The organism is Kitasatospora sp. NPDC053057 (genome assembly GCF_044546945.1).
GTDB lineage: Bacteria > Actinomycetota > Actinomycetes > Streptomycetales > Streptomycetaceae > Kitasatospora.
Genome location: NZ_JBITZP010000070.1, coordinates 1 through 24,558, shown reverse-complemented (window position 1 = coordinate 24,558; position 24,558 = coordinate 1). Strand labels below are relative to the sequence as shown.

Below are 24,558 nucleotides of genomic sequence, written 5' to 3'. Positions count from 1 at the left end.
TCGGCGTAGGACTGCCCGAACTTCAGGCACCACCGGCGCACGGTCTCGTACGAGACGACCACACCGCGCTCCAGCATCAGCTCCTCGACCTCGCGGAAGCTGAGCGGAAAGCGGAAGTACAGCCACACGCAGTGCGAGATGACCTCCACCGGGTACCGGTGGCCCCTGTACGACGGCGGCGCGGACGACACGACCGACCCCTCCCGACATGACCGACCACGAGATCATCCCGCACCCGCCAGCCAACGTGACAGTGCCATCTGGGACCGCGTCACCGAGACCATCGGCCTGCCCACCGCGGCCTGACCCAGGCGCCCCACCGCACCCCGACACATCCTCAGCCGGGCACACGCTCATCAACGTGACAGCGCCCCTGCACGCGCTGATCCGGGTCCGCACCGAGTACTACGCCGTCAAGACGGCGCTGGTCCTCCCGCAGGTCTGCGTCCTGACCGAACTGCCCGACGCCGAGCTGTGGTTTGGCGTGCCCGGCATGTACGGCGGCTTCGGCATCCGCCTGGAGGAAGCCGCGACCGCGCCCCGCCTCAGGGTGACCAGCCACTGCCGGATGGTCGGCTATTCAGGCCGCACCCACCACATCACCCCGGACAGCTGCGTGCTGGTCGACTCCGGCTGGTAGCCGAACAGGCATTCCACCCCGAGGTTTCACTGGACGCACCGCCCTGGCGGCCGCTGCTGGCCCTGCCACGAGAAGCACAGCGGCAGAAGAAGGAGGCCACCGCCGCGCTCAAGCGCCCGAAGGAGGTCAGCGCAACCAGTGCCCTTTCGCGAACTTGTCACGCTCCCATGATGCACTCAGGGACTATGTCTCCTCCGTCGGTTGGACGGTCAGGACGCCGAAGTCCGCGGCCTTGCGGCCGGCCACCTGATCGACCATGCACTTCCGGACGATCGTGCCCAGCAGATCGCCTACATGCACCTTCGCTCCTCGCGCCAGGCTGTGAAGCTGCTGGCGCTCCGCCCGGCTCAGCGCGACGTACTCAATCTGCATGTCATCGTGGAAGAGCGCGCAGCAGATCCTGCGAGTGCAACGGCGGCCGTCGCGCCCGTCGGCGACCGCGAATGCTCTACTGTCAATCCCCTGTAACCGTGGAGTCCTCCGTTATGCGGCCTTGGCCTCCTGACGGGCCTCGGCTCGTGCCTTGCTGATGATCCGTTCGAACTCCACGGGCGGCAGGCCGCCGGCCGCGCTGTGCCGACGGCGGGTGTTGTAGAAGTCCGTGATCCAGGTCGCGATCTTCAACCGAGCCTCGGTTCGGGTGGCGAAGCGGTGGCGGTGGATGTAATCGACCTTGATCGTGGAGTGGAAGCTCTCGGCGGCCGCGTTGTCGAGTGCCGACCCGACGCGCCCCATGGACTGGACGACGCCAAGCCGGTCGCACAGGCTGTTGTAGGCCTCGCTGCTGTATTCGCTGCCGCGGTCCGAGTGGAAGATCACGCCGTCCACATTTCCGCCCCTGGTGGCCGCGGCCATCTTGAGCGAGGCGCTGACCAGGGTGGCGTCATGGTGGACGCCCATCGCGTAGCCGAGCAGGCGTCGGGAGAACAGGTCGATCACGGTGGCCAGGTAGAGCTTGCCCTCGCCGGTGTCGACTCGGTCATATCGCCGACCCACAGCACGTTCGGGGCGACGGCATCGAAGCGACGGTGCACCAGGTCATGGGCCGCCTTCCGCTTACCCTGCCTGGTCAGCGACCGGCGCCGCCGCGGGGGCTTGCGGCCCTGGAGCCCGAGCTCGGCCATGATCTTGGCAACGGTGTTCTCGGACACCTGCCAGCCCTCCGCCCACAGATCGAGCGTGATCCTCGGCGAACCGTACGTGTTGCCGGACGCGGCGAAGAAGTGCCGTATCCGCTCGGCCAGTTCAGCCCGCCGCACCTCGCGCCCGGTCGGCTCGGCCGGACGGCGACGCCACTTGTAGAACCAAGACTCGGACACTCCAAGGGCCCGGCAGGCGATAGTGTGCGGGACGCCGTGCTCGGTCCTCTGGTCGGCGATGAAGCCCGCAACCGTCACTTCATCGCCTCCTTCACCCACAGGACCACCGATCGCTTGAGGACATCGCGCTCCATCCCGAGCTCGGCGATCTCCTTGCGCTGCCGGATGTTCTCCTCACGTAGCCGGCGAAGCTCGTCGCGCTCGGACTCGCTCAAGCCCCCGGCCGCATCCGCGTCCGCCCGGGCCCGCGCGCGGTGGACCCAGTTCTGCAGCGTGCTCTCGTGCACGCCCAGGTCCCGCGCGACCTCCGCGGCCGACTTCCCAGTCTCCGTCACGATCCGTACCGCCCCCGCGCGGAACTCCGCGTCGTACGAGCGCCTCTTCCCCGCCATGACCCTCAACTTCCCCTCTGGTCACGACTCCACGCTACGAGGGGAATGTCACTACGGACGGGTTGCCTCCATGGGGGGCTGGACCGTTGTCTGGACAGTGGGCTGGGAGGTTGCACCGTGCGTTGCATCGGGCGTTGCGGCCCGATTCCCTGATGAGCAGCGTTTGCGCAGGTCAGAGCCTGTGGGCAACCGGGACGCTTCATCGGCACCTCTTCCTCGCGATAGCCGAGGAAGAGGCCTAGCGAGAATGCCACGCCGACCCCGGAGCCATGAATGCGCTGGCCCTCTCCGCCGTCTATGGCAGGACGGCCGCCCTACCCAGGAGCACGCTGGTTGTATGGGTGACTTCATCATTGCGACAGTCGTGTTCCGGGAGCGGATAACGGTCGCGGGCATGAATTTCTCCGGGGAGATGCACCATCTCCTGGTACGCATGGAGGACGCTTGGGTGCATGTCCGCTCGGAGGCGAACCCTTCCACGGTCTACAGCTTTCCCCTCTATGTGATCGCTTGCGTGGTGTGGGAGCCGGAAAGCTGACGGAATGTGGCTCCCCGGCGGGCGCGTCGAACGTCGGGATACCGGGCCGGCACCGCGGGGAGAGCGCCGTTCCTCGTGCTGCCCCCGCGCCTGCCGCCAGCCCCGCCTGGCGGCCTGGCCCGGTCGTTCGCCATAGCCGGGCGTGACAGCCGCCGCTGTTCGGCCGGGGGTTCGGTTCGTGGTTTGGCGCCGGGGCCGGTTCCGGGTTCGGTTCGGCCACCAGCCTCCGCCCCGCTGTCCGCCTGTTTGCGCAGTTCAGAGGCGACGTGACGGCGTTCTCACCGTTCCGACGCCTCCCACGCCGGCGGGAGCGGGGCTGCGACGGTGCCAGAGGGCCGCCAAGCCGCCCCCGGGCCGGCTGTCGGCTCCTCGTTCAACCCTTGGCGGGCGGCTTCCAGGTCGGCGCGGCGACGGTCAGCGTGGAGCCGGCGTTCGCGAGCACCGCGCCGAGCATCCTGCCCGGGGCACGTCAGGCCGGCCGCTCCGGACTCCGCGAGCCTGCGGCTGGCGGTTCAGCACTGCCAGAGGAGGGTCGCCTGGGCGCAGGGCTCGCACGTGAAGGCGTAGGCGCAGCCGCCTGCGCCGAAGTTCATGGCGGTGGAGTGGTCGGGGCCTTCTTCGAGCTGGACGGCCAGCGGCATGGGGCGGGCGCACTGGGGGCAGGTGGGTGTCTCGTCGCCCTGGATCCATGCTGGTGTTCCGCCGAGCTGGCCGAGGACCTCCGTGTCCGGGCGGCCGGTCCTGGCCGCCCATGTTTCGCGGGCCTGGTCGTAGTCCGCTTCGCCTTCGTGTTCGGTGGTTACCGCTCTGACGGCGCCCAGCACGAGCACCGACTCGTCGTCGAGCTGGGGGAGGGGAAGTGGCTGCAGGCCGTGGGAGGGGAGGAGGAGGGCGCGGTTCCCGCCGGCGGTCGGGTCCCAGTCCTCGCACATGCCGGGGTCGTTCTGGCAGGCGAATAGCGCGAGGACCCCGCGATCCCGGCCTGCGCTGTCGACGCCGTTCCGGACGTCGTCCAGGAGCACCTGCGCGAGGAACTGCATGGGGCCGCCACACGTGGAGCAGGTGGGCCACTCGGTGTCCGGTGGGGCCAGCGGTACGCCGCCGGTGCGGGTCATCAGGGCATCTGCCCTGGTCGGGCCGTTATCGATCATCAGAGTCGCCACGCCCGGACTCTAGGGCACGCGGGCGGGCCGGGACGCACAGCAACGCGGCGGCCCCGCCACCGCGCGGCCGCCGCCGGTTCGTCGTCAGTCGCAGGTGTTCAGCATCTCGCCCAGCTTGGCCTTCTCCGGCCCGGTGATGCTCAGCCCGTAGAGGCTTTTGACGTGCGTCCAGGCACGGGAGTAGGTGCACCAGTAGTCCACGTTCGGCGGTGCCCACTGGTCCGGGCTCTTCGCGCCCTTGGAGCGGTTGGCCGCGGCGGAGACGGCGATGAGCTGGGGGTCGTCCAGGTCGTTGGTTATCTACGGCTGTCAACCTGATCTTGCAGGTCAGCGGGGAGAAATCTGTTCTGCCACGTGAGGCTAGAGGAACGCCGGAACGTCGATACCCACGGCCGGGTCACCGTAGACGACCTGCGGGGTTGGCAGGGGCGCTGGCCTTGCGAGCAACATGCCGCCGCGATGGCCTGCTCCTGGTCAGCGGTGGAGGCGACCGCGCCGACTGACGAGCCGAAGGCGTGGGGATGGCAAAAGAAAGCCGACGAAGCCGACTTGGAACAGGATCAGACCGATCAGCCACCAGCCGCCTAAGAGCAGTCCGGAGAACATCGCTGGTCCACACAGCACGAAGGCAAGCACGGTCCTGTGATACTCACCCTCCCGCATTGGGGCGGACAGCAGGAGAAGGACCAGCGACGGGACGCCGACATAGATCAGCAGAACCAGTCCTAGAACGGCGAATTCGCCGTCTATCTCCCTGAAGAGAGCGAACCCGCCAACCACCGCTCCCCAGCCACACGCGAGGGCGACCAGATATCCGGCTGCCGCGCGAAGGAACCACGCTAGGGCGCTCTCGACTCTCAGAACCATCCCCATCGGTACCTGCTCCCCCTTGTTCTCTCCTGCGGTCGATATCGTCGCAGGAAAACTGAACATGTTCAATATGAGCATGGGAAGCCGAGATCTCAGGCAGGAGCGGATGAGCGGTAGCGATACCGCCCATCCTGCGGGCTCGTGGCTCCAGCACGGCTACGTGGGTCGTACTGCCCTGTCCCGCATCATCTGCGTGATTCCGGCGCGGGCCCCAGCCAGGTCGAGCTCGGTCTTTTCGAGCTTGGACTGAGTCTTCTTCAGCTCCTTGAGCTACGGTGCTGCCCGTGGACGCTGCTGATCTTGACTACCGGGCCCGGACGCGGTCCGGGTGTGTCCCGCCGGAGCTGGTCTCCCGGCTGCTCGACCGCGGTCATGCCGCCGTGGTGGGGGACTTGGCAGGGGGTGGGGAGTGGTTTTGCGCGCGGGAGTGGGCGCGGCTGCTGGGTGAGCGGGGCCGGCAGGCCGAGGCGCTGGACGTGCTCGGTCCCTACCTTGCCACCAGCTGGTGGACGGCTGTGGAGGCCACCGCCACACTGCTGGAGGACTGGGGCCGCGTCGAGGAGGCGATCGACATCACCCGGGTCCGGATGGAGCTCGGGCATCCGATGGCCTTGGAGTCCTACGCCCGTCTTCTCGCCCGGCACGGCCGCGCGCAGGAGGCGTTCACTCTGTTGCTGCCGCACGTCGACGACTGGTCCCTCGCCCGGGTCCTGGTCGACATCTCCCAGGACGCCGGGCGCGACGAGGAAGCCGCCGTGCTGCTTGCCGGCCGGATTCCGGCCGAACACCGCTGCGACGGCCCGTGGTGTTGCCGCGGCCGGCTCGACCCGGACACGGCGGCCGGTCTGCTCGCGACGATCCGCGAGCGCCAGGGCAGTGTCGACGACGCGATCGCCCTGCTCCGCACCCGGCAGATCACCTCGGTCAACGACCGCGACCAGCTGGCCGGCCTGCTCGCCCGGCACGACCGGATCGAGGAGCTGTACGCGTACGCGGTGACCGACCCCCTGGGCCACGCCACGCAGCGGTTGGCCGAGCTGCTGGAGGAGCGCGGCGATGTCGAGGGCGCGATAGCGGTGTACCGGCAGGCACTCGATCCCGTGGCCGACGACCCGAACGCGGCGTACGGGCTCGCTCAGCTCCTGGGCCGACACGGCCGGGGCGACGAGGCGATCGACGTGATGCGCGTCCAGGCGGACGCCCGCCCCGGCGAGGACTGGATCCTCCATACCCTGGCCGACCTGTGCCTGGACCAGGGCCGTCCCGAGGTAGGCCTGGCCCACCTCGACGACCTCAAGGCCCGCCGTGGCGGAGAGGAGGAGTGGGACCTGTTCTGGATGCGGCTGCCGCTGATCGCCGCCGGCGCAGGAGTCGACGAGGCGGTCGAGCAGGCCCGGGCCCATCCCGAGGGCGACACCTGGTACGCGGCCGAGCACGTCGCCAGGCTCCTGGCCGACGCCGGACGCACCGAGGAGGCCGTTGCCGTCCTCGACCGGCATGTCCCGGCCCACCGCCACGACCTGGCCGGCTATCTCATCGACCTCGGCCGCATCGACGACGCCGTGGCCGTCCTCCAGCAGCGCAGCCCTCGGCCGCCCGAGCCGTCGCCCGGCCCCTGGCACGACGAGCCCCCGTTCTAACGGTGTGCGGGGTCCTGGTCTCCGACGGCCGCCTTCCCCCTGATCCGGCACCCCCGACCCGCCGGCCTCATCATGGACACGAACGGGCGAACTCCGCCCGCGGTAGCCCTCGGCCCCCGAACCGCGCAGGCCTTCGCTACACCGCCGCGGCTGGCTGGTCGTCGATGTGCTTGAGCCGGCTGCGGGCAGGCTGGCTGCTCGCCGAAGGGGATGTCGAGCAGCCTGGGACGTGTGGTGTAGGTCGGCGGGTCACGCGAGCCCGCGGATGAAGCCTTGCAGTCCGTCGTTCAGGTTCATCCGTGTCAGCTCTGCGTCGTAGTCGATCCACCACACGACGGGCACCTCAGTCGACTCGCTGGCGGAACTGAACGAGCTGGTCGAGCAGTGGGACCGACACGACGGACGGCGCCGGATCGGGTCCAGGCCGCGGACGATCGACGAGCCGCCTCACCTTCAACGGCACCATCATCGAGACCGGCACCGATTCCTACCGCCTCGCCAGCACCCGAGCGCGGACCGAAGCGTCGGCCGCCATCACAGGCTGACGACTACAGGCCGGTCTCTGCCTGAGCCCAGCGGACCGGGGACTCTCACAGCTTCTGCTCAAGCTGCTGCGTCATCGGCACCAGCCCGGATGCCTCATAGAAAGACCGGGCTGGTGTGTTGAAGCACCACACGTTTGTGATCAGTCGTTGGCAGCCGGCTTCACGGCCGATCTCGCGCACTGCCTCCAAAAGTGCGGTCCCGACCCCGCCACGTGAGGCGTCGGGATTCACGGCCAGTTGCTGCAGCATCACGACGGAATGCCTTTTGACCTGCGGACTTCCTTCACGCTCCACCACTCGGGCCATGGCATACCCGGCGAGTGAACTTGCGGACGAATGTTCCGCGACGAGGACGTACGCAGAGGCGTCGGCGAAGGCGTCGTGGAAGAACTCTTCGAGCCGCACCTGCTCCGGCTCAGCGACGAAGACGTCGGGTCGCTGCTGGGCATGCAGACCATGAACGAGGCCGTGGAGCTCCACGAGCCGCGGACCGTCGTCCTTGGACGCATCTCTGATCCGGATCATGCTGCACATGGTGCCTGGCAGACCACACGCCCCGCTAGGCAATTAGACGATGCGCGGCTGCCGCCAACGCCGTCATTTCTCATGACCAGAACGTGAGCCAGTTGATCACCATCGCTGCCCAAACTCACCAACAAACGCTGCCGCTACAAGTGAGCAGAGCCAGGGTGCCCGAGTGCACCTTGGCGATGGCGGCAAAGCCGCCATCCGAGCACGGGCTTGACTCTCGGGTAGCGCGAGACGGCACAGTCAGAGCCGTGGACAGGAGAAACCTGCTGCCGATCGGGCAGTTCTCGCAGGCCAGCGGCCTCTCGGTCACCGCGCTTCGGCACTACGACGCCTGCGGCGTGCTGGTGCCGACGTTCGTCGATCCGGTGAGCGGCTACCGGTACTTCCAGCGTGACCAGGTGCGTACGGCGCAGTCGATCAGGGCGCTGCGGCAGCTGGACATCCCCGTCGAGGAGGTACGCCGTCTGCTCAGCGACGGCGAGGAGGAGCTGGTCGCCGCCCTGCGGGCGCATCTGCGGGCGGCCGAGCGGCGGCTGGAGGTGCAGCGCTCCGTGGTCCACAGCCTGTTGAGTCGACTGACCGAAGGAGCAGAGATGACCCAAAGCGTCACCGTTCGCCAGGGTGTCGCCGAACGGATCCTCGTCCGCGGAGCGACCGTGGACAACTCCGGGCTTGACGCGTTCCTCCGTGGCGCCTACCGCGAGATGTACGAGGTCGCCGGCCTCGGCCCGCTCACCTTCGCCGGGCCCGCTTTCGTCCGCTTCCACGGAGTGTGCGACGACGAGAACGAGACACTCGTGGAGGCCTGCCTGCCGTTCTGGGAGAAGGGCGCGCAACCCACGGACCTGCCCGAGGGCATGACCGTGCGCGAGCTTCCCGAGGCCACCCTCGCCTGCACGGAGGTGGAGGGAGCGGCCGCCGGATTCCCACAGATCCTCGGCGCGTACGACGCCGTCGCCGCCTGGATCACCGAGCACGGCTTCGCTTTCGCCGGCCCGGTCCGGATGATCTACCGCCAGTGGACCGGGATCCCGGGCGACCCGAACAACCGCATGGAGATCGCCTGGCCGATCGACGAACCCACCGACGACGCCACCGTCATCCCGCAGTGCCTTCCCTCATCCCGGCCGCCGGCACCAACACCCCAGACCGCCCGGCTGCGCACCGCGTCCGCGCCGACGACCACCGAACCAGCCAGTCGACCGCGTGAAGACGGGCGTGCCGAAGGCCAGCGCCGGGTACCGTCGGGGCAGCGTCGCCCACCGCCCGGACGGCGGCCCGGAGGGCCGGTGAGAATCGCCCTGCGCCCCCTTGTCCCGGGCCCGGATAGAGCCGTTGGCACGCTTCCGGTACCGCTTCCGATACCGCTTCCGGTCACCGCCCACCTTGACGGTGCATCAACGCAGGTCAGACCCCTTGCCCAGGCCGCCCAGAAACGCCGACAACCCCTGTGTCCATCCCTTTCCCCGGCTTGCTGGTAGGTGGAGGGGCGGTGGTGGGTGACGGTCCGGCCGGCAGGGGTCTGCGCCCTGCGGGGCCGTGTTGATGGTGAGCGCCCGGCGAAAGCCGGACGCCTGCCGTTGGACATCGGGATGTCAGTGGATTTGGACACGAGGTGTCACCGTGTTGGACAGCTCGGATAGCGCTCGGCTGCATCGCCCGCTGCGCAAGGCGCGGGCGCGCCATGGGCTGATGGGCGGTGCCTTCCGTGGCCAGCCCGCTGACATCTCGGTGTCCAACTACAGGGCCCCGCCCGGCGGCCTGGCCCGGCCGTGCGTCTACGCGGTGACAACCCTGGCCGCCGAGACGGCCATCGCGGTCCAGCGAGCACTCGAATTGGGCCCCGGAAAGGCGATCATCGGAAAATCGGACATATCGAGCGGACGTTAAAAGCCTTCATGGGGAGGGCACTTGGCACAGTGTATATTTCGCCGGTCCGGTCTTGGGCCGGTTGCCTGCCTGCTGCCGGCCCATGCGGTGGAGCAGACATTTCCGTGTGCGGGACAAGATCGCCCCCACCTACCTCAGGGAGTGTCATGTTCACCCTTCCATCGCGTTCGCCGCTGCTGCCTGCCCAGGTGCGTCGCTCCGGGTTGAATGCCGCGTTCGCGGCAGGGACCGCCGTTCCCGTGGGTGACACACCGGAGGGAGTCGCCCTCACCCCCGATGCAGCCCGTGGGTATGTGGCCAACCGGGGCTCGAACACGGTGAGCGTGATCGACACCGCCACCGACACGGTCACCGACACCATCGGCACGGGGGCCGGTCCCACTTTCGTGGCGATCAGTCCGGACGGCACCCGGGCGTATGTGACCGTCTACGACGACGGTCTCGTCAGCGTGATCGACACCGTCTCCAACGCCATCGTCACGGACATCGCCGTAGGGGCGGGAGCGACGGTCGTAGCGCTCACCCCGGACGGCGCCCGCGCCTACGTGACACGGCAGACCACGAACACGGTGAGCGTGATCGACACCGCCACCAACACCGTCACCGCCACCATCACCGTCGGGGACGGCTCGACCGGCCTGGTCATTACCCAGGACGGGACACGCGCCTACGTCGCGTGTCTCGCCTCGAATACCGTCAGCGTGATCGACACCGCCACCAACACCGTCACCGCCACGATCATCGTCGGTCCCGTTCCCATCCTGCTGGGGCTTACCCCCGACGGGGCTCACCTCTACGTCACCAACGTCGGCAACTCCACGGTGAGCGTGATCGACACCGCAACGAGCACGGTCACTGCCGTCGTCGGTGTCAGCGCCCAGCCGCGCTTCGTGGCAGTGAGCCCGGACGGCTCCCACGCGTACGTGGCGAACTCCGGCCCGGGCACGGTGAGTGTGATCGACACCGCCACCAACACCGTCGTCGAGAACATCGGCGTGGGAGGCGGCCCCACCGCTATCGCGGTCTTCCCCGACGGTACGCGCGCCTACGTCACCAACGCGCCTGCAAATAACGTCAGCGATATGGCGACGACCGTGATCCCCGGCCACGGGTCCACGGGAGGGCAGACCACCGTGACTCTCACCGGCCACAACCTGGCCAACGCCACCGCCGTGCACTTCGGTACCGCCCAGGCAGTTATCACCGCCAACACAACGACGTCGATGACCGTCCTCACCCCCGCCGGAGCCGGTGCCGTCCCCGTGACGGTCACCACCCCGGGCGGCACCGGCACCCTCGGATCCTTCTACTACACACCGGTCCCCGCCCTCACCGACATCAGCCCCGTCGCGGGCCCCGTCGCAGGCAGCGACCAGGAGATCGTCATCACCGGCCGCAACCTCGCCGGAGCCATCGACGTGTACTTCGGCCCCACCCGAGCCGTCATCCAAACCGTCTCCGACACCCAGATCACCGTCAGGGCCGCCGGTGCCCCGGCGTCGGGCGGTGCCGCCGTCACCGTGACCACCCCCGGCGGGACCACCGACGGGCTGTCCTACACCTACGTTGACCCGTCCACCGTCACCGGCGTCAGCCCCAACGCCGGACCGACCGCCGGCGGCACCCAGGTGACCATCACCGGCACCGGCCTCGCATCCACCGACCAGGTCACCTTCAACGGCATCCGGGCACCGTTCGAGGTCGTCTCCGACACCACCCTGACCGCCACCGCCCCGCCCAGCGGAGCCGACGGTACCGTCGACGTCATCATCACGGGCCCCGGCGGCACCTCTGCCGGAACGTTCACCTACACCCCCGATCCCAACATCTGACCTCACGTCCGTAGGCTCCCGAGCCGCCTCGCCACCGCTCCCAACGCGAGGGCCGGGCACCGTGGCCCGCTGCGAGGTCGAGACGGGCGGGCCAGGACAGCAGCTCCGCGACACCGTCATAAGCGGTGTGCCCATCCGGAAGACGGCCTGCTGCGCCCCCGGGGGCGGCGTCGAACAAGGCGCTCCGGCAGGCGCTCGGCGACCTCGCGCTGCACGGCCTGGTCGCCTCCGACGGCAACACCCGGGACCGGCACAAGACGTGGCGGCTGGAGGGCGCGGCCGGGCTGGATGCGGCCGGTTCGGCGCTCGGGATGGTCCGCTCGGAGATGGGCGGCACGGCCCGGGGCGCCGGCCGCTCGGGTACTCAGCATGCGATGGCGGTCAACGAGACCGTGCTCGCGTTCGTGCGCGGCGGCAGCGCGTCCGGGGCCGCGGGTGGGGTGGGCGCGGTGCGGTCCTGGTCGACCGAGACCGAGTTCGTGCTGCCGGGCGGCCGACGGAAGGTGCGTCCGGACGGCGTGTGGCAGCCCCGGAGATCGGGGTGCCGGTGCTGATGGTGGAGGTTGACCGCTCGACCGTGACTCCGGCCGACGTCGCCGCGAAGTTCCCCCGGTACCGTGAGTTGTTCCGCGTCAGGGTCCGCGACAACGACCCGGCCCGCTCCGGCCAGGAGCCGGCCGACCACACGGTGCATTGGTGGCGCCGCACCTGGCCCGGCCACACCCGCGCCGGGTACCCGCCGGTCGCGCTGGTCGTCACCGACGCCGGACCCCTCGCGCTGGCAGGCCGGCAGCAGGCCGTCGCGGACCTGTCCGCCGACTGCTGGCGCGGCCGGTGGTGCAGGGAGGTCCGCGACTACAACGACGACGGCTGGCGCGAGTACGACGACGCCGTGCCCATCGTCGCGACCACCCTGGAGCTGCTGGCCGAGCACGGGCCGCTCGGGCCGGTGTGGTGGCGCTTCGGCCGCTCGGGCCGGCACTCCCTCGTCGAGGCGCTGGAGAACCCGAACAACCGCACCGCCTACGACCTGCGCCAGGCCGCCCGCGAGGACGAGGAGCACAAGGCCCACCAGGAGCTCATGGACTCCCTGGTCTGCATCGACTGCGGCGACGTTCCCGAGGAGGAGAGCACCTGGGAGTACGGCCGCCAGGGACAGGTCGAGTGGACCCGCCGCCCGGGTGGCCGCTGCCGGCCCTGCCACCAGGACCGCGAGGAGCGCCTGGAACGGGAGGCCGAAGAACAGCTGGAGGCCGCCCGCACGGCCAACGCCGCGCTGCGCCCGTGCTGGACGTGCCGGGGCTCGATCGGGGGGGGGGGGGGGAGGAGGGCTCGAAGCTGGAGCTGCGGGAGAAGGCCCGGCCGGACCGGCTGGAGTGCCCCGAGTGCGTACAGGCCCGCTATGGGGTGGCGGTGTAGATGCGGGTTTGGGTGACGGTGGGGCTGGGGTTTCGCTGGTTGGTCGAGAAGGTTGTGGGCTGGGGTAGGGCCGTGTGGGTCGGTTCTGTCTGGTGGTCGGTGTTGCCGGCGGAGGAGTCGGTGGGGTTCTGGGCTGGTGGTTTCGCGGGTTTGGTGAGGGAGTTGCTGTTCCCTTGGGATGTTTTCCGGGTGTTGCGGGTGTGGTGAGAGCCCTATAGGTGACCTGCTTCAGTCACCTCATGGTGGTGTCGCCGGTGTGGGTGCCCAGCCGCGCACTGCTGAACGTGCTCGCCTGTCCGCTTTCTCACCGCGCGGTCGCCCGACGGGTCACTGGCGTGGATCAGTACGGTGACCAGAGCCGCCAGGTCGAGGGCGCCGCCCGGGTCGTCCGCGTAGCGGGTGGTCTGTAGCGGCCCCACTTCGTCCAGGCGTACTCCTTCCGTCTCCAGGACGTGGGCGAGGACCAGCAGTGCCAGGCGGGCGTTGCCGTCCGGGTAGGGGTGGGGAAGAAGGCGATGTCGAGGTACGCCCTTGGCGCGCGGGCGGGCAGGGGGACCGAGGGGTCGGCGCTCTGGCGCAGGCAGGCGGCGAAGTCCTGCCAGGTGCGGGGCGTGAGCCCGTATCGTTCCCGGCCGCCCTTGGCGAAGGCGTCGCCCTGACGCAGATGCACCTCGTTCACACCGAGGACCAGCTTCTGCCAGCCGGCGAGAAGGGTCGGAGTGAGCGGCTCTCCCCGTGAGGCTGCGGCGCGGGACAGGGTCATTGCGGCGAGCAGCCGGTCGGCGCGGTCCGGGTCGCGGCGGCGGACCGGACCGTCGAACCAGGCGGCGATCAGCCCAGCCGGCGCAGCGCCCCGTGCAGCCGACGGGCGTCGCGCAGCCGCTGCTCGTACGTGGCGCCGAGGCGCCGTGGAGAAGGCGGCCTGGGCAGTTCAGCGGCACACCCGCGACCCTTGGCGAGGCCGGGCCCGACCGGCGGGCCCGGCCCGGTTCAGAGCTTGTGGGTGAATTCGCTCGCGGGACTGGTGGGCGAGGTGGCCACGCCGACCGTCACGGTGACGTTCACCGTGTCGACCCCCCGGGGCACCTTGGCAGTGAGCTTGGTGTCGGAGACGAAGCCGACGTGCTCGGAGACGGCGCCATTGAACTTGACGACGGCGTCCTTGGTGAAGCCCGAACCGCTGATGGTGACCGTGGTCAGGGCCGACCCGACGTTCGGGTCCACCTTGCTGACCACCACGGGCGCCGGCCCACCGTAGGCGAACTGCGCGAGTGGGCAGGCAGCGGAGGTGCCCAGCCGGTGGGTCACCTGGACGTCGACGAGGCCGACCCCGTCCGGCACCTTGGCGGTGATCTGGGTGCCGGCCGGGTTGACCGTGACGGTGCCCGGGTCGCAGGCGATGGGGCCGAAGTCGATGTGGTTGCCGAGCTTGACCGGGCTGAAACCGGCGCCGGTGATGACCACCGAGGATCCGCTGTTGCCGAAGGTGGGCGTCATGCCGTAGACCACCGGCGCGGCGGGCGGGATGGGCGCCCCGACCAGCTTCAGGTAGAGGGGGTCGCTGTGCTGGTACGCGACCTGGCCCAGGAAGTCGGCGACCGTGCTCCTGACCAGGTCCCCGTCGTAGAACTGGTACGTCGTATTCAGGGACACGGTCGTGCCCGGCTGGACGTACTCGTAGTTCTTCTTGAGCTCGTTGATCTTCTCGATCAGCCCCGTCACCACGGGGTTCGCCTTCGGCCCCGGGTCCGGGTACCACTTCTTGGCACTGTCGAGGCTGTTCCAGGCGAGCGGCACCATGTCGTAGAAGTTGACCACGTGATCGTTGATGACCCACGGCACGCTGTTGACGAAGGTGGCGAAGCTCTGCAGGCCGGCAGTGGGAGCCGCGAAGGTAACGAGCCCGAACTGCGGGATCTTCTTCCAGCTCTGCGCCTGCGCCTGCGCCCACAGGTACGGCGCAAGCATGGTCGCGATGCAGCCGCCCAGGCTGTGGCCGGTGACGAAGACCGTCGGCGGGCTCGGCGCCGCTTCGACGAGGGCCTTGAGTGCCTGCACCAGCGTCGTGCCCGGGCTGCCGAAGGCACTCTCCGGCACTGACTCGCCCAGCACCTCGCCGACCTCCGACAATGACGGCGAGTGCATTGTGGCGACCTGCGTGAACGCCGCCATGGCCCCCTTCGACACCGCGATCGCCTGCGAACCGGCCGGGGTGAACGGGACGACCGTGCCGACGTCGAGGTCCTCCAGGATGTCGGGAAGACTGCCGATCGTCCCGCGGCTGACCACCGCGAACTGGTTGGATTTGTCGATGGTCCGGGCGATGTACGCCATGTTGGCGTTGTCTGGGCTCAGCGCCAGCCAGGCGACCTCCCAGACGCCCTTGGTCGCCAGTGTGGTGATCCTCAACTGCTGGTTGATGCCCATGACGGCGCGTGCCGTCTGCTCCGTCCGGGTCTCCCCGGACGGCCGGGGTGTCGCTGAGGTGGCCGCCAGCGCGGACAGGGTCATGCATACCTGATGAACCACCGACAACGATGGCTGTTCAGTCGTCATGAATTGGATCGTATTCGACCCGTTCTCTCGGGCGACAAACTGACACACCATCACATTCATTCGACCGAACGAGGTTCCCTTGGCCTCACCGAGCGCCACCGCCGGCCGTCCGACCACTGAGAGAGGGTCTGTACGGTCTTCGGCTCTGTCCCGTAATCGGTGGTAACGAAAGGTGACGGGCATTGTTGGCATGATGTGCGAGATGTCAACGAGCTTGTGAGCGTGGTGTTTTCGGGGTTGTCGGCGCTGGTCATCGAGGGTGTGGCGGACGAGGGCGGCCTGATCCGGGTGACGGCGCGGACCCGGGACGATCCGGTGCCGTGCCCCAAGTGCGGGACCCCGACAGGGCGGGTGCACGGCTTCCACGGGCGCCGGGTCGCGGACGTGCCCATGGACGGGCGGCGGGTCGTCGTCTCAGTGAGGCTGCGGCGGCTGGTGTGTCCGGTGCTCGACTGCTCGCGGCAGACGTTCCGCGAGCAGGTTCCCGGCGTCGTGGAGCGCTACCAGCGTCGCACCAAACCGTCTGGCCGGCCAACTCGGCTCCGTGGTCAAGGAGTTAGCGGGCCGGGCGGGCGCCCGCCTCTCCCGCGTGCTGGCCTGCGCGATCTCCCGCTCGACCGCCCTGTGCATGCTCATGCGCAGGGCGACACCGCCGCCACGCGTCCCGCGTGTGCTCGGCATCGACGACTTCGCCCTCAAGCGCCGGCACCGCTACGCCACCGTGATCATCGACGCCGAGACCGGCGAGCGGATCGACGTCCTGCCCGACCGCACCGCCCAGACCCTGATCGCGTGGCTGCGCGAGCACCCCGGGGCCGAATACGCCTGCCGGGACGGCTCCGGCTCCTACGGCGAGGCGATCCGCCAGGCCCTCCCCGAAGCGGTGCAGGTCAGCGACAGGTGGCACCTGTGGAGAAACCTGTGCGGCAAGGTCCTGGCCGAAGTCCGCTCCCACGCCGCCTGCTGGGCCACTGCTGTGAACCCCGCCCGGCCCGGGGGCGTGCGCGAGCAGACCACCCGCGAACGCTGGAAGCAGGTCCACCATCTGCTCGACAAGGGCGTCGGCCTGCTCGAATGCGCCCGCCGCCTCGACGTCGCCCTGAACACCGTCAAGCGGTACGCCTGCATGAAGGAGCCCACCGGCGACCGCCGCGCACCCCGCTACAAGCCCACGCTCGTCGACCCCTACCGCGACCACCTGCGCACCCGCCGCGCGGAAGACCCGGCCGTGCCCGTCCTCCAGCTCTTCCGGGAGATCAAGGAGCTGGGCTACACCGGGAGCCTCAACCTGCTCTACCGCTACATCACCCAGGGCCGCGCCGAGGGCGACAAGCCGGTCACCACCCCGCAGCGCTTCGCCCGCCTCCTCCTCACCCGCCCCGAGAACCTTCGCGACAAGGACACCGCACTACTGCGGGAACTCACCGAATCCTGCCCCGAGCTGACCGAACTCGCCCGCGTCACCCGCGAGTTCGCTCAGCTGCTGACCCCCGCCGAGGGCAACGACGCCAAGCTCGCCGACTGGATCACCACGGTCCGCGCCGCCGACCTGCCCCACCTGCACTCCTTCGCGAACGGCCTCGAACTCGACCGCCCAGCCGTCGACGCCGACCACTTCAGCTTCTCCGACGGGGACCTGCTTCAGGAGCAGGCCGGGTTCCCGACGGCGACCCTCGCCCCGGAACGCGGGGTGGCGATCACCCGCGAGTACGTGACAGCGTTCTTCGACCAGACGCTGAAGGGGATCCACAGTCCCCTGCTGGACGGCCCCTCGCCGAACGATCCGGAAGTACTCTTCCAGCACTAGTGCAGCGCCGCGCTGACCTTCGGGGGTTCATGCGGTTTCGAGCGGGCTGCCGCCGTAGGCCCAGCGGTAGGGCCCGGCGTCGTGTTCGTCGCAGGCCAGGACGAAGGTGTCGACGGCCGCGGCCAGTTCGTCGCGGGAGGCGAACTGGCCGCGGCGTAGCAGACGTCGGGTCAGGGCCGTCCAGCCGCTGTCCCAGCCCACCGTCCGGATCTCCGGCCTGCGGCACGCTCATCAGCGATGTCGCCGCCCTGGTCGACGTGCCCGCCGTGGTCGATTCGCCCACGGCCGGTAGCCCGGTCCGGCCCACCGGGCGCCACCGTCGGGCGTGACGCCGCCCGGCTGTGCGGTTGGGGGTTCGGCTCGTAGTTCGCTCCAGGGGCAGGCTGGGGATTCGGCCTGTGGTTCGGTTCGGCCCCCGCCCCCTGTCCCGCTTGCTGCGTATTTGTGCTGCTCGTCGGGGGTGACGGGCCGAACTCACCACCTCGACTTACCGTCCTGGGCCCCTGCCTGGTGGTGGCTGTGGTGGGTGGGTTGGGGCGTTGGTCGGTGGGTCCGGTCGCTGCGCTGGGCTTTTCTTCTTGGCGTCCGGCTGGTGCCGGCCGCGTTGGTGGGGTGGGGCTCGGGGGCGCTGTCTGGTCTCGCGGGCCCGGTTTGTGGGTTGTCCCGCGGGTGGGTCAGGTGGTCTGGCTGGTGCGGTGGAGCATGGCGGCGAGGAGGCGGACGGCTGTTTCCGCGTCGGTGAGTTCGTCGCTGGTGGGGAGGACGGCGCCGAAGGAGCCTTGGGGGGCGTCAAGGGCGCGCCAGTGGAGGATCGGGTCGAGGCGGCTGGCGCACTGGGCGAGGAACCAGGCGAGGTGGCCGTGGGTGCGGGCGATGGTGATGGCGAGAGCAGCGATGGCCTCGCGCAGTGCGGCGAGCCGCTCGATCGTTGACAGCGTCTGGTGGCTGTCGACGGGCCCGATGGCCCGGCCAGGGCGGTGGCGGTTGCCCCGGCCAGGGCCGAGTCATTGGCGGCGAGGTTCCAGGTCCCGTCCGCGAGTTGCTGTTCCGCGTCGCGGACGACCTGCTCAATGGCCGTGGACATGATCATCTCGGCGGCCTGTCGGCGATCGGCCTGGCGGAGAGCGGGTATTCGGTCGGGCAACGGCGGTGTGACCTGTGTTCGACGCCGAGGGCAACGAGTTCTGCGTCGAGTGCAGCTACGCCCAACGCTTCGCCTGATGGGCCGCGGGGGTGGGGGGGGGGGGGGGGGGGGGGGGGGGGGGGCCCCCCCCCCCCCCGCGCGGGGGGGGGGGGGGGGGGGGGGGGGGGGGGGGGGCCCCCCCCCCCCCCCCCCCCCCCCGACCGGCTACTCGGTCTCGGGGAGCGGTGATCAGCCGGGGAGCTGGCTGTTGCAGTTGCTCATCCAGGCGCTCATGGTGCTCTGCGTGGAGTAGTCGCCGGAGTGGTGGGCGGCCAGGTAGACGTTGTAGATGTCGGCCTTGATGTCGCCACCGGTCTGCGGGCCGACCTGGCCGTCCTGCTGGATGCCCTTCGAGCCCTGGTAGGCGACCACCGCGTTGTAGGTGTTCTGGCCGAACTGGCCGTCGACCGAGAGGCCGGCGCTGTCGAGGTAGTTCATGGCCTGCTGGACGCACCTTACCGGCTGACCGGTGGAGCCCCACTGGATCGTGGAGGCGGCGTTGGCCGTGCCGACGGCGAGGCCGAGGGCTGCGGTGGCGCCGATGGTGAGGGTAGCCGCACGAAGGGCCCACTTCTTCTGCATGTCGAGTCTCCTCAATCGCTCACGTCACTCTGGTCACGGGAGCGTTGTCGGGTCGCTCCCGTCGTAGTCGTGTGGCCCCGCTCCCATTAGGAGCGGGGCGAGGCCACAGGTGCTGTCAGTTCCCGGCTCTACAGCGGGTCTTCCGGAGCCGTTGCAGGGCCGTTGGGGTCTCTCGCTGCCGATGACGATGCGTCACTTCGCCTCCTTGCGGCAAGGGATTCGTCTCTCGACGAATCCCTTGCCGCGGCTGTCTGGCGGGGTCCAGGATCAGCAGGTGCTGAGGATCCATTTCACCGACCGGGATCTGGCGCTCACCCGGGTCGCGCCGGCCGCCGACATGTCCGCGGAACTGTCGTTGAGTCTCCACCTGCTGGCGACCCGCCGGCCGGAGGGCAGGCTCGGGAAGTGGCACGAGCAACTCGGGCGGCGCTGGAAGCCGCGTTCGGCAATGCTGTTCGACCTGTTTGCGGCGACCGACCTTCCGGAATTCCTGATCGCGCGTCCAGAGGGCCGGGACACGGCCGAGGCCACGGCGGACGGGATGGACCGGGACGGTCGCGGCTATCTGCGAGGGCTGGGCCGCCTGCGCCGGCTGACACCGTTCGCCAGGGACCTGGCGTCCGGTGACCACAGGTCGCGTGTGCTGCTCGGCGACCTCACGGCGGAGTACCAGTCGGCGGCAATCACACCGTACTGGGAGCAGATCGACGCTGTGGTGGCCGCGGAGCACCAGTACCGGACGAGGCAGCTGGCCACCGGGGGCCTGAACGCGGTACTGGCCACACTGCACCCGGCAGCCCGGTGGAAGCCACCTGTCCTGAGCCTGCCGATGTCGTCGCCCTGCGTGACCGAGCTTCCCCTGGCGGGTCGCGGCCTGGTGCTTCAGCCGGCCGTCTTCGCGTCCGGACGCCTGGTGATCGCCGGCTTCGAACGTCCGGAAGAGCCGCCGGTGCTCATCTACCCCCTGCCGGCCGACCGGCTACTGCTCACGGATGACCGGGTCGGCCCGCCACCGGCGCTGACCGCATTGCTGGGCCGGACCCGGGCCGTCGCGCTCGACACCCTGGCCGCGGGCGGCCCGCTCAGCACCAGTGACCTGGCCGCCGCGCTCGGCATCGCCCCGGCCACTGCCAGCCAGCACGCCAGCATCCTGGCCGACGCCGGCCTCACCACCAAACGGCGACAAGGCGGCACAGTGCTGCACCACATCACACTGCTGGGCGAAGTCCTCCTGCGAGGCGGAGTGGAACATGCCGCGCAGAGCGCAACGCGGATGCTGCAGGCGGAGACGAACTGACGGAGATCTTCGCGCACTACCCCGACAACATCATGAATCTGGAGAGCCTTCTGTGAGTACCCTCCTGTCCACCCGGCGCCGGTTGTCGCTGGGTCTGGCCCTGGCGGCCGTGCTGACGGGCGTCGGCGCGTACACCGCCGCGGCCGCACCCGCCGCGACGGCGCCGGTCCCGATACCGCTCACCTCCGCGGCCTGCCCGGCCGACCTGCAGCAGGGTGAGGCCGACGGCTGCGTCACCCAGCTCCAGCTGGAGCTCAATCTGACCGGCGCCCAGCTCACCGTGGACGGGCAGTTCGGGTCGGCCACCGGCACGGCGGTGCGAACTTTCCAGGCCGCCCACTCGCTGACCGCGGACGGCATCGTCGGCCCGGCCACCAAGTCGGCGCTCGACGCGGCGGCGGCCGCCGCCTCCGCCACCGTGGACCTGCGCACCCAGTGCGGCGACCTGCAGACCGGCGCCAGCGGCGCGTGCGTCAGCACCCTGCAGACGATGCTCAACACCTTCAACGCGGGCCGCCTCACCGTGGACGGGCAGTTCGGTCCCGCCACCGACACCGCCGTGCGCAACTTCCAGGCCTCCCACGCCCTGACCATCGACGGCATCGCCGGCACGGCCGTCAAGAACGCCCTCTACACCAACACCCCCACCCCGCTGCCCAGCGGCGCCGTCGACCCCGCCAAGGTCCTGAACGCTGCGAAGTCCTACCTCGGCGTCAAGTACGTGTGGGGCGGCGGCCACTCCCTGCGCGGCGAGGGCCCCGGCCCTTCCCTGGGCACCTGCGACGAATACACCGGGCCCCAGCCCTGCGCGGCCAACACCACCACAGGCCTGGACTGTTCGGGCCTGGTGCGCGCGGCCTTCTGGTTCGGCGCCGGAATCGACCTCGCCAATGGGGGCGACACCAACCAGCAGACCCTGGACCGCCACCTCACCCCGATCACCGAGTCCCAGCGCCGCCCCGGCGACGTCGAGTACTTCGGCGCGGACGCCCACAACACCGTGCACGTCGTCCTCTACGCCGGCACCGACCCCGCCACCGGCGCCGACATGATGTACGAGGCGAAGGAAACGAACACCAACGTCCACTACGTCACCCTTCGCACCGGCGGCTACTGGTACCACGTCTCGGCCTGACCGCCCGGGTGTGGGGGGGGGGGGGGGGGGGGGGGGGGCGGGGCGCCCCCCCCCCCCCCCCCCCCCCCCCCGACACCATCCGCCCAGGGCAGCTTTCCGCTCCAGCACGCTGCCACCGTCGGCGTCATGGTGCGGTGGTTCGGTTTCCCAGGGCGCCCCGCGCCCTGCGTGCGTTCTTCAAATTGCGCGTCAGCGGTACTGAGGGGGACATCATGAGACCTGAGAGGGGGTTCTGCGAGGGGGGTGGGCGGTTCGTCCGATTGTGTTGAAGTTCCTTCACTGAAAAGTGGGTTGACGTTCGGCGGGGATGCGGTCTGCTGTAGGTATGGGTGAGCGCAGGGCCTACCCGAGCGACCTGTCGGATGAGGCGTGGGAGCTGATCCGGCCGGTCATTACGGCGTGGAAGGGGCAGCACCCGTCGGTCAGCGGGCACCAGGGCCGCTACGACATGCGGGAGATCGTGGACGCGATCCTGTACCAGGCCCGCACCGGCTGCCAGTGGCGCTACCTGCCGCACGACCTCCCGCCGCCCAGCGCGGTCTACTACTACTTCGGCAAGTGGCGCGACGACTGCACCGACCAGACCATCCACGACCTGCTACTCTGGCGGGTCCGCGAGAGCCGGGGCCGGCACGAGGACCCCAGCGCGGTCGTGATCGACACCCAGACCGTGCGCGCCTCGGTCAACGCGCCCAAGGACACGACTGGCCTGGACCCCGGGAAGAAGAGCCCGGGCCGCAAGCGCGGCATCGCCACCGACGTGCTCGGCCTGCTGATCGCGGTGCTCGTGGTCGCCGCGAACGTCCACGACAACGCCGTCGGCACCGCCCTGCTCGACAAGGTCGCCGCCACTGCCCCCACCGTGACCAAGGCCTGGGCGGACGCGGGCTTCAAGAACACCGTCATCGAGCATGGCGCTCAGCTGGGCATCGACGTCGAGGTCGTCCAGCGGGATCCGCAGGTCAGGGGATTCGCGCCGGTGCCCAAGCGGTGGGTGGTCGAGCAGACCCTGGGCACTCCGATGCTCCACCGGCGGCTGGTCCGCGACTACGAGACCCTCCCGGCCAGTTCGGCCTCGATGATCTACTGGTCGATGACCGACCTCATGACGCGCCGGCTGACCGGCACAACCACACTGACCTGGCGGGATCCGCCAGCAGCGGGAACGAGCGGGGGCGTGCATGCGCGAGCTACTGGAGAAGATCGAGGCCCGGCAAACCGCGGCCCGTGACGAGGCCGACCGGCTCCGCGAACAGATCGCCCACCTCACAGGCCAACTGGCCGCGGCCGAGCGGGTCGTCGACCGCCTGCAGATCACCCGCGAGACGCTGCTGGAGATCGCCGGCGACAACGACCGGACCTCTGATCTTCTCCCGTCGGCCTACCGCCAGATCCTCGCTCTGTTCGAGCGAAGCGGGCGGCCAGGGTCTTGGTGCGCGGGTGGCAGCTACGGCGAGGGCCCGGAGTGTTCCGTACCGGGAGTGTTCCGTACGAGGAGTGTCCCAGGCAGTGCAACCGGGCAGGGGTCGGTGGCGTCCCCGCACGGACGGGGGCGAACTGTTGAGTCAGGAGGGGACGATGGGACGCCACGAGCTGGAACCGGAGCTGGCAGCGTTGGTACGGACGGCGTTCGCGCAGGCGGGGACGCAGGTCACCCTCCACGGGGATGTCGCGCGGGACGACCAGGGGCGCGACCACGGCCTCGGCGGGCTGCCCGAACTGATGGCGGCCCGGCCGGAGGTGCCGCTCGGGGAACTGGTTCGCTCCCACGTCCTCGAACTGGTCGCCGCCGTCCAGGGACCGGGCGCGGGCCGGGCGGGTACGCCGGAGGAGACGGCCGCTCGGCTCTACCCGTTACTCCTGGACGCCGCGAGCCTGGCCGACTCCGCGCAGTACCCGCACGCGCTCGAAGTCGCCCCCGGGATAATGGAGTTCCTCGCGCTGGAATCACCGGTCGGCTGGCAGGTGCTGACCTCCGAGGCCGTCGCCGAGCTCGCGGACGCGGCCTGGCTGCGCCGGGCCGCTCGGGCACGGCTGGCGCGGCTGCCCGTCGAGGAGCACGAGCTCCGACCGACCGGCGGGGGCGGCGGCCTGCACGTCGTCACCGGAGAGTCGGCGCTGACCGGGAGCCGGGTGCTCGCCCTGGACACCCTCTACCGCGAGGTGGCGGGGCGGGAACTGCCGCCGGACGGCGCCGTGGTGGCCTTCCCCACGCCGTTCCGCCTGCTGTTCGCGCCGTTCGACGTCCGGGTACCGGAGGTGCTGCAGACGCTGATCGAAACGGCGGCCCACGAGTACGCGGCCTCCGGCGCGCCGCTGTCCGCCCACACCTACTGGTGGCGGGACGGCGAGCTGACGCCGCTCACCGCGGTGGGGGAGGGCGGGCTGCTGGACCTCGTCAACGCCGACGAGGTGATCGCCGCGGTCACCCGGCTGGCAGACCCGGGGGAGGCGCCGTCCGGACCGCGCCCGCACCACTACCGCTTCGCGCACCGCCTGCTGCCCTCGCTCACCCACCTGGACACGGTGCCGGGGGAGCGCATCGGCGGCGAACTGCTGCGGCTCTGGGGCGAGTTCGGCGACACCCTGCCCGCGGACCAGCGGCTGGCACCGGACGGACTCCAGGGCGGTTTCGTCCAGGCCGGGCCGCACCGGCTGCTCCTCGTCGCGCTCCCGGTGCCGCGGGCGGCGACGGAGGCCTTCGCGGTCGTGCTGGCCTGGCCGGGCGACGGCTCGCCGCAACGGGCCTTCGCCCTGGAGTTCGCGGTGGACCCGATCACGGGCGAGCGCGGCGCGGTGCTGGGCGAGTGGGAGCAGCCGGGCCGTCACCGGCTGCACCGGACGGGCATGACCGCCGAGGCGCGCCCCTTCCTCCAGGCCGTCGTGGCCCTCCTCGACCCGCCGCCGACGCCGCCCGCGAAGACGAAGCGGCGGGGGTTCTTCCGGCGCTGAACGGGGCCCGCCCCGGCCCGCCCTGGCCCGCCCCGCCCCGGCCCGCCCCGCCCCGGCCCGCGCCGCCCCGCCCCGGCCCGCCCCGGCCCGACGGCGACGCCGGGCCCCTCCGAGCTGCCCGTCTGGGTGTGACCTGTGGTGGGCTGCCTTGGTGTTTTAGGTGTGTGTTTTAGGGCTCTCCTGCTTGATGTGTGGGTCAGGCTGTCGCGGGTTGGCGTCCAGGGAGGGTGGGGCGAGGGCCCGCCAGGGTGAGCATGACCAGGGCGA

General features: G+C 70.2%; 23 protein-coding genes and 4 pseudogenes. 16 read left to right on the top strand and 11 right to left on the bottom strand.

The annotated features are described in order from the left end of the window. Window positions 1-191: pseudogene (locus ACIG5E_RS37595) on the bottom strand (IS6 family transposase); the annotation flags it as partial. Between the two features lie 170 nt (window positions 192-361). Here ACIG5E_RS37595 and ACIG5E_RS37590 point away from each other — a divergent pair. Together ACIG5E_RS37590 and ACIG5E_RS37585 are read left to right on the top strand one after the other, a co-directional pair. After that, window positions 362-640 carry a hypothetical protein gene (locus tag ACIG5E_RS37590; protein WP_396541503.1) on the top strand — a complete coding sequence of 93 codons (279 nt, stop codon included), beginning with the start codon at window positions 362-364 and terminating at the stop codon, window positions 638-640. Between the two features lie 201 nt (window positions 641-841). Next, on the top strand, window positions 842-1,108 hold the full coding sequence (locus ACIG5E_RS37585) for a hypothetical protein (RefSeq protein ID WP_396541501.1): 267 nt from the start codon (window positions 842-844) through the stop codon (window positions 1,106-1,108). A gap of 15 nt (window positions 1,109-1,123) precedes the next feature. On the opposite strand, the gene ACIG5E_RS37580 is transcribed toward ACIG5E_RS37585, so the two are convergent. From ACIG5E_RS37580 to ACIG5E_RS37570, 3 genes are read right to left on the bottom strand one after another with little or no spacing between them, the layout of a single operon-like run. After that, a complete protein-coding gene (locus ACIG5E_RS37580; protein ID WP_396541499.1) occupies window positions 1,124-1,636 on the bottom strand; it encodes an IS3 family transposase in 513 nt (170 codons plus the stop codon). Next, on the bottom strand, window positions 1,576-2,037 hold the full coding sequence (locus ACIG5E_RS37575) for an IS3 family transposase (protein WP_396541496.1): 462 nt from the start codon (window positions 2,035-2,037) through the stop codon (window positions 1,576-1,578). The genes ACIG5E_RS37580 and ACIG5E_RS37575 overlap by 61 nt, the downstream gene beginning before the upstream one ends. Further along, on the bottom strand, window positions 2,034-2,351 hold the full coding sequence (locus ACIG5E_RS37570; protein WP_396541494.1) for a transposase: 318 nt from the start codon (window positions 2,349-2,351) through the stop codon (window positions 2,034-2,036). Before ACIG5E_RS37570 ends, ACIG5E_RS37575 begins: the two co-directional genes overlap by 4 nt. Before the next feature lie 337 nt (window positions 2,352-2,688). On the opposite strand from ACIG5E_RS37570, the gene ACIG5E_RS37565 reads away from it, so the two are divergent. After that, the gene (locus ACIG5E_RS37565; RefSeq protein ID WP_396541492.1) at window positions 2,689-2,889 is read left to right on the top strand and encodes a hypothetical protein; all 201 of its coding nucleotides are present in this window, start codon (window positions 2,689-2,691) and stop codon (window positions 2,887-2,889) included. A gap of 512 nt (window positions 2,890-3,401) precedes the next feature. Here ACIG5E_RS37565 and ACIG5E_RS37560 read toward each other — a convergent pair. Then, the gene (locus ACIG5E_RS37560) at window positions 3,402-4,052 is read right to left on the bottom strand and encodes a DUF1963 domain-containing protein (RefSeq protein ID WP_396541490.1); all 651 of its coding nucleotides are present in this window, start codon (window positions 4,050-4,052) and stop codon (window positions 3,402-3,404) included. A gap of 474 nt (window positions 4,053-4,526) precedes the next feature. Continuing rightward, window positions 4,527-5,000 carry a hypothetical protein gene (locus tag ACIG5E_RS37555; RefSeq protein WP_396541488.1) on the bottom strand — a complete coding sequence of 158 codons (474 nt, stop codon included), beginning with the start codon at window positions 4,998-5,000 and terminating at the stop codon, window positions 4,527-4,529. A 206-nt stretch (window positions 5,001-5,206) separates the two neighbouring features. Between ACIG5E_RS37555 and ACIG5E_RS37550 the strand changes: the two genes are divergently transcribed. Both ACIG5E_RS37550 and ACIG5E_RS37545 read left to right on the top strand, forming a co-directional pair. Then, window positions 5,207-6,562, top strand: a complete 1,356-nt coding sequence (locus ACIG5E_RS37550; RefSeq protein WP_396541486.1) for a tetratricopeptide repeat protein — start codon at window positions 5,207-5,209, stop codon at window positions 6,560-6,562. A gap of 443 nt (window positions 6,563-7,005) precedes the next feature. Continuing rightward, a pseudogene (locus ACIG5E_RS37545) lies at window positions 7,006-7,107 on the top strand (AAA family ATPase); the annotation flags it as partial. Between the two features lie 45 nt (window positions 7,108-7,152). Here ACIG5E_RS37545 and ACIG5E_RS37540 read toward each other — a convergent pair. Further along, window positions 7,153-7,632: a GNAT family N-acetyltransferase gene (locus ACIG5E_RS37540; protein WP_396541484.1), complete on the bottom strand. Its 480-nt coding sequence runs from the start codon at window positions 7,630-7,632 to the stop codon at window positions 7,153-7,155. A gap of 92 nt (window positions 7,633-7,724) precedes the next feature. On the opposite strand from ACIG5E_RS37540, the gene ACIG5E_RS37535 reads away from it, so the two are divergent. The 4 genes from ACIG5E_RS37535 to ACIG5E_RS37520 all read left to right on the top strand — a co-directional run bounded on the left by ACIG5E_RS37535 (window position 7,725) and on the right by ACIG5E_RS37520 (window position 12,795). After that, a complete protein-coding gene (locus tag ACIG5E_RS37535) occupies window positions 7,725-9,119 on the top strand; it encodes a MerR family transcriptional regulator (RefSeq protein ID WP_396541482.1) in 1,395 nt (464 codons plus the stop codon). Between the two features lie 555 nt (window positions 9,120-9,674). Then, window positions 9,675-11,360, top strand: a complete 1,686-nt coding sequence (locus ACIG5E_RS37530) for an IPT/TIG domain-containing protein (RefSeq protein ID WP_396541480.1) — start codon at window positions 9,675-9,677, stop codon at window positions 11,358-11,360. A gap of 125 nt (window positions 11,361-11,485) precedes the next feature. Then, entirely contained in the window at window positions 11,486-11,914 is a 429-nt protein-coding gene (locus ACIG5E_RS37525) for a hypothetical protein (protein WP_396541478.1), read from the top strand. Further along, a complete protein-coding gene (locus ACIG5E_RS37520; protein WP_396541476.1) occupies window positions 11,914-12,795 on the top strand; it encodes a hypothetical protein in 882 nt (293 codons plus the stop codon). Before ACIG5E_RS37525 ends, ACIG5E_RS37520 begins: the two co-directional genes overlap by 1 nt. Before the next feature lie 324 nt (window positions 12,796-13,119). On the opposite strand, the gene ACIG5E_RS37515 is transcribed toward ACIG5E_RS37520, so the two are convergent. Both ACIG5E_RS37515 and ACIG5E_RS37510 read right to left on the bottom strand, forming a co-directional pair. Then, window positions 13,120-13,542, bottom strand: a complete 423-nt coding sequence (locus ACIG5E_RS37515; RefSeq protein WP_396541474.1) for a hypothetical protein — start codon at window positions 13,540-13,542, stop codon at window positions 13,120-13,122. Between the two features lie 227 nt (window positions 13,543-13,769). Continuing rightward, window positions 13,770-15,452: an IPT/TIG domain-containing protein gene (locus ACIG5E_RS37510; RefSeq protein ID WP_396541472.1), complete on the bottom strand. Its 1,683-nt coding sequence runs from the start codon at window positions 15,450-15,452 to the stop codon at window positions 13,770-13,772. A 42-nt stretch (window positions 15,453-15,494) separates the two neighbouring features. On the opposite strand from ACIG5E_RS37510, the pseudogene ACIG5E_RS37505 reads away from it, so the two are divergent. Both ACIG5E_RS37505 and ACIG5E_RS37500 read left to right on the top strand, forming a co-directional pair. Continuing rightward, a pseudogene (locus ACIG5E_RS37505) lies at window positions 15,495-15,719 on the top strand (hypothetical protein); the annotation flags it as partial. 115 nt (window positions 15,720-15,834) lie between these two features. Next, window positions 15,835-17,142: pseudogene (locus ACIG5E_RS37500) on the top strand (ISL3 family transposase); the annotation flags it as partial. A 27-nt stretch (window positions 17,143-17,169) separates the two neighbouring features. Here the strand turns inward: ACIG5E_RS37500 and ACIG5E_RS37495 are convergent. Continuing rightward, window positions 17,170-17,343 carry a hypothetical protein gene (locus ACIG5E_RS37495; RefSeq protein ID WP_396541470.1) on the bottom strand — a complete coding sequence of 58 codons (174 nt, stop codon included), beginning with the start codon at window positions 17,341-17,343 and terminating at the stop codon, window positions 17,170-17,172. 494 nt (window positions 17,344-17,837) lie between these two features. Here ACIG5E_RS37495 and ACIG5E_RS37490 point away from each other — a divergent pair, with 494 nt between their 5' ends. Next, window positions 17,838-18,074 (top strand): hypothetical protein, encoded by a 237-nt coding sequence (locus ACIG5E_RS37490; protein ID WP_396541468.1) that lies wholly within the window; start codon window positions 17,838-17,840, stop codon window positions 18,072-18,074. 440 nt (window positions 18,075-18,514) lie between these two features. Here ACIG5E_RS37490 and ACIG5E_RS37485 read toward each other — a convergent pair whose 3' ends face one another. After that, window positions 18,515-18,907 carry a peptidoglycan-binding protein gene (locus ACIG5E_RS37485; protein ID WP_030558375.1) on the bottom strand — a complete coding sequence of 131 codons (393 nt, stop codon included), beginning with the start codon at window positions 18,905-18,907 and terminating at the stop codon, window positions 18,515-18,517. A 181-nt stretch (window positions 18,908-19,088) separates the two neighbouring features. Between ACIG5E_RS37485 and ACIG5E_RS37480 the strand changes: the two genes are divergently transcribed. The 4 genes from ACIG5E_RS37480 to ACIG5E_RS37465 all read left to right on the top strand — a co-directional run bounded on the left by ACIG5E_RS37480 (window position 19,089) and on the right by ACIG5E_RS37465 (window position 24,291). After that, complete coding sequence (locus ACIG5E_RS37480; RefSeq protein WP_396541466.1) at window positions 19,089-20,204, top strand: winged helix-turn-helix domain-containing protein; 1,116 nt, start codon at window positions 19,089-19,091, stop codon at window positions 20,202-20,204. A 52-nt stretch (window positions 20,205-20,256) separates the two neighbouring features. Then, window positions 20,257-21,339 (top strand): peptidoglycan-binding protein, encoded by a 1,083-nt coding sequence (locus ACIG5E_RS37475; protein ID WP_396541464.1) that lies wholly within the window; start codon window positions 20,257-20,259, stop codon window positions 21,337-21,339. Between the two features lie 325 nt (window positions 21,340-21,664). Beyond that, window positions 21,665-22,570, top strand: coding sequence for an IS5 family transposase (locus tag ACIG5E_RS37470; protein ID WP_396541462.1), 906 nt, complete (start codon window positions 21,665-21,667; stop codon window positions 22,568-22,570). Window positions 22,571-22,917: 347 nt separating this feature from the next. Beyond that, window positions 22,918-24,291, top strand: coding sequence for a hypothetical protein (locus ACIG5E_RS37465; RefSeq protein ID WP_396541460.1), 1,374 nt, complete (start codon window positions 22,918-22,920; stop codon window positions 24,289-24,291). Window positions 24,292-24,558: the final 267 nt, after the last annotated feature.

Coding starts and splice junctions, on each gene's coding strand:
- ACIG5E_RS37570 (WP_396541494.1), bottom strand. CDS start 2,351: ATGGCGGGGAAGAGGCGCTCGTACGACGCGGAGTTCCGCGCGGGGGCG.
- ACIG5E_RS37565 (WP_396541492.1), top strand. CDS start 2,689: ATGGGTGACTTCATCATTGCGACAGTCGTGTTCCGGGAGCGGATAACG.
- ACIG5E_RS37555 (WP_396541488.1), bottom strand. CDS start 5,000: ATGCTCATATTGAACATGTTCAGTTTTCCTGCGACGATATCGACCGCA.
- ACIG5E_RS37540 (WP_396541484.1), bottom strand. CDS start 7,632: ATGATCCGGATCAGAGATGCGTCCAAGGACGACGGTCCGCGGCTCGTG.
- ACIG5E_RS37530 (WP_396541480.1), top strand. CDS start 9,675: ATGTTCACCCTTCCATCGCGTTCGCCGCTGCTGCCTGCCCAGGTGCGT.
- ACIG5E_RS37520 (WP_396541476.1), top strand. CDS start 11,914: ATGGTGGAGGTTGACCGCTCGACCGTGACTCCGGCCGACGTCGCCGCG.
- ACIG5E_RS37515 (WP_396541474.1), bottom strand. CDS start 13,542: ATGACCCTGTCCCGCGCCGCAGCCTCACGGGGAGAGCCGCTCACTCCG.
- ACIG5E_RS37485 (WP_030558375.1), bottom strand. CDS start 18,907: ATGCAGAAGAAGTGGGCCCTTCGTGCGGCTACCCTCACCATCGGCGCC.
- ACIG5E_RS37480 (WP_396541466.1), top strand. CDS start 19,089: ATGACGATGCGTCACTTCGCCTCCTTGCGGCAAGGGATTCGTCTCTCG.
- ACIG5E_RS37470 (WP_396541462.1), top strand. CDS start 21,665: ATGGGTGAGCGCAGGGCCTACCCGAGCGACCTGTCGGATGAGGCGTGG.
- ACIG5E_RS37465 (WP_396541460.1), top strand. CDS start 22,918: ATGGGACGCCACGAGCTGGAACCGGAGCTGGCAGCGTTGGTACGGACG.